Below are 2,151 nucleotides of genomic sequence, written 5' to 3' on the forward strand. Positions count from 1 at the left end.
ATTCATCATCAATATTATATTTTTGTTTTACTTTATCTAAAAAATATTTTATTTTTAAATTCCATATATTATATTTTTCATCTAAATATTTTCCGACAGAAGATTTCCCGGATTCACTCATTCCAGTAATTCCATAAATTTTTTTATTTAATTTTAACGCTTTTTTAGATATTCCATTAATAATTTTTTCTTTAATAAGTTCAATAAAAAATTCATATTCTGGTTTTCCCGGATATTGTTGGTATTCTATCTTATAATCAAAGATTTGTTTTTTCAGATAATCTAACTGAATTTGATTATAAAGATAATATTTACTTGACTTGTTTAATAATATCTTACTATCTAATAAAATTCTGCAGGAAAAACTTTCTAAATCATTAACATTTTTATCAAAATAGGTTAGATATTTTTCAATAATTTCATCAGAATAGTTTCTAAACTTAAAGGTTGCGTAGACCCTTGCCCTCATTGTATCGATTCCTTTGTCTAAAAGGATAATCGGTTTATCAGATTTTGTCATTTCCTCATTTCGTTTATGGAGTGATCGTATGATTTCATCAATGAACTCCATAGGTGAACTTTCGTTAAACCACCAATTCTCATTAGACAACTTGTCACTTTTAATATTTAAGGAGTCAATAAAATAATGTCTATCTTTTAATAGTTCTATAAATGTAGTTTTTCCAATATCGTTACCACCATTAATAGAGAAAATAATTTTTTTCATATTATACCTCTTGCCTTTGATAATATTATTTCGTTTTTAATTATTAAAGGTTTTAAATCAATATTTGATAATTGGTTTAGGTTAACCCATTTAACCAAGTATTGATTATCCTTACCACTTCTTTCCTTTTCTTCACCCTGAATTGTATACTCCTTCATTTCCATAATTTTTGTAAGATAGTATCTCTCTTCTCTATCTTCTGTAGAAAAGGAGAAGAACTCAGTAAATCCTTCCATTTTTATTCCTAATTCTTCCATAATCTCTCGTTTAGCTGCTTCTTCAAAACTTTCACCATCTTCAACTGTCCCCCCTGGAATAACCCAATACTCCAATGAATTTCGGATTCTATGAATTAATAAAATACAATCCTTTTCTGGATTAATAATTAATACCCCAGCTCTTTTTTTCATAATTACTCCTTACTCCTTATATTTGTAGCAATTCAGTTCTAATTCTTTTACTACTTCGTTAATTTTTTCAGTATGGTTCATAAACATTAGATATAGTTTCTCTTCGGACTGAAAAAAATCAACGAATAATCTTCTGTCATTCCATATTTTTTTCTTCTTTTTAAATTGTAGTGCATTGTTAAACATAGAAGAAATTTCATTAGGTTTTACAGCTCCAAGAAAATCTGTTTTACAAATTTGGACGTCTCTAAACAATCGTTTCAATTCTTTATTGTTGCTATTTATTAAAGCAGTTTGGAAATTTTGTCCATCTTCATATAAAGTATAAATCTCTTCAAATTGTTTTTTATAATCTTTTAAACTATCACCGTGTTTGTATATACAAACAAACGATCCATGATAATCGCCAATACTATTCTCAAATGATAATTCTTTAACATTTCTTATATTAACTATGGTTGATATCGGTACGTAATCTATCTCCAATAATTCTTTAATTATTTTGGATATAATATAATTTGCATAAACAATTATTTCTTTACTAGAGTTATAATCAACTTTTTGATTTTTCTCAACCTCTATTACATATATTACCTCATCTTCTATTAAAGGAATATTTACTCTATCAACTTTTAATAATCTTTTAAAAAACAGTGTGTTACGGAACACATTTAGTTCACTTTTTGTAACTAAATCAATATATTCTTTATATTTTAATTTAGGTAAATTATTTTTTATTTTACTCACAGACAATAATTCTCTTTTCATTAATTGAACAGAATACAAATCGGAAATGTAGTGTGAAATTCCAAAATAGAAAAACTTTTTATTTCCATTTAAAACAATACATGATCTAAAGAGAAAGTTATCCAAAATATTATTTTTCAGACTTTTCTCTGATATATTATCTAAAAAATCTACAATTATATTTTTCTCATATTTTTTATCAAGAACTATAGTTGGAATTAAATTAAAATCTAAAACTTGAAACACTAAAATTCATTCTCATTACTT

Annotated in this window: 3 protein-coding genes; all 3 read right to left on the reverse strand. The window is 25.2% G+C overall.

What is annotated here, in order from left to right:
• Positions 1–727 (reverse strand): hypothetical protein (locus GBH70_RS16300; protein ID WP_151681999.1); only part of this gene is annotated, 727 nt, incomplete at its 3' end.
• Complete coding sequence (locus tag GBH70_RS16305; protein WP_151682000.1) at positions 724–1,137, reverse strand: NUDIX hydrolase; 414 nt, start codon at positions 1,135–1,137, stop codon at positions 724–726. The genes GBH70_RS16305 and GBH70_RS16300, both read right to left, overlap by 4 nt.
• 9 nt (positions 1,138–1,146) lie before the next feature.
• Positions 1,147–2,130, reverse strand: coding sequence for a hypothetical protein (locus tag GBH70_RS16310; protein ID WP_151682001.1), 984 nt, complete (start codon positions 2,128–2,130; stop codon positions 1,147–1,149).
• Positions 2,131–2,151 lie beyond the last annotated feature (21 nt).

The organism is Weizmannia acidilactici, from assembly GCF_008974225.1.
GTDB lineage: Bacteria > Bacillota > Bacilli > Bacillales > Bacillaceae_C > Weizmannia > Weizmannia acidilactici.

Bases quoted from the DNA above. Each gene is read 5' to 3' on its own strand.
- GBH70_RS16305 (WP_151682000.1), bottom strand. From the start codon at position 1,137: ATGAAAAAAAGAGCTGGGGTATTAATTATTAATCCAGAAAAGGATTGT.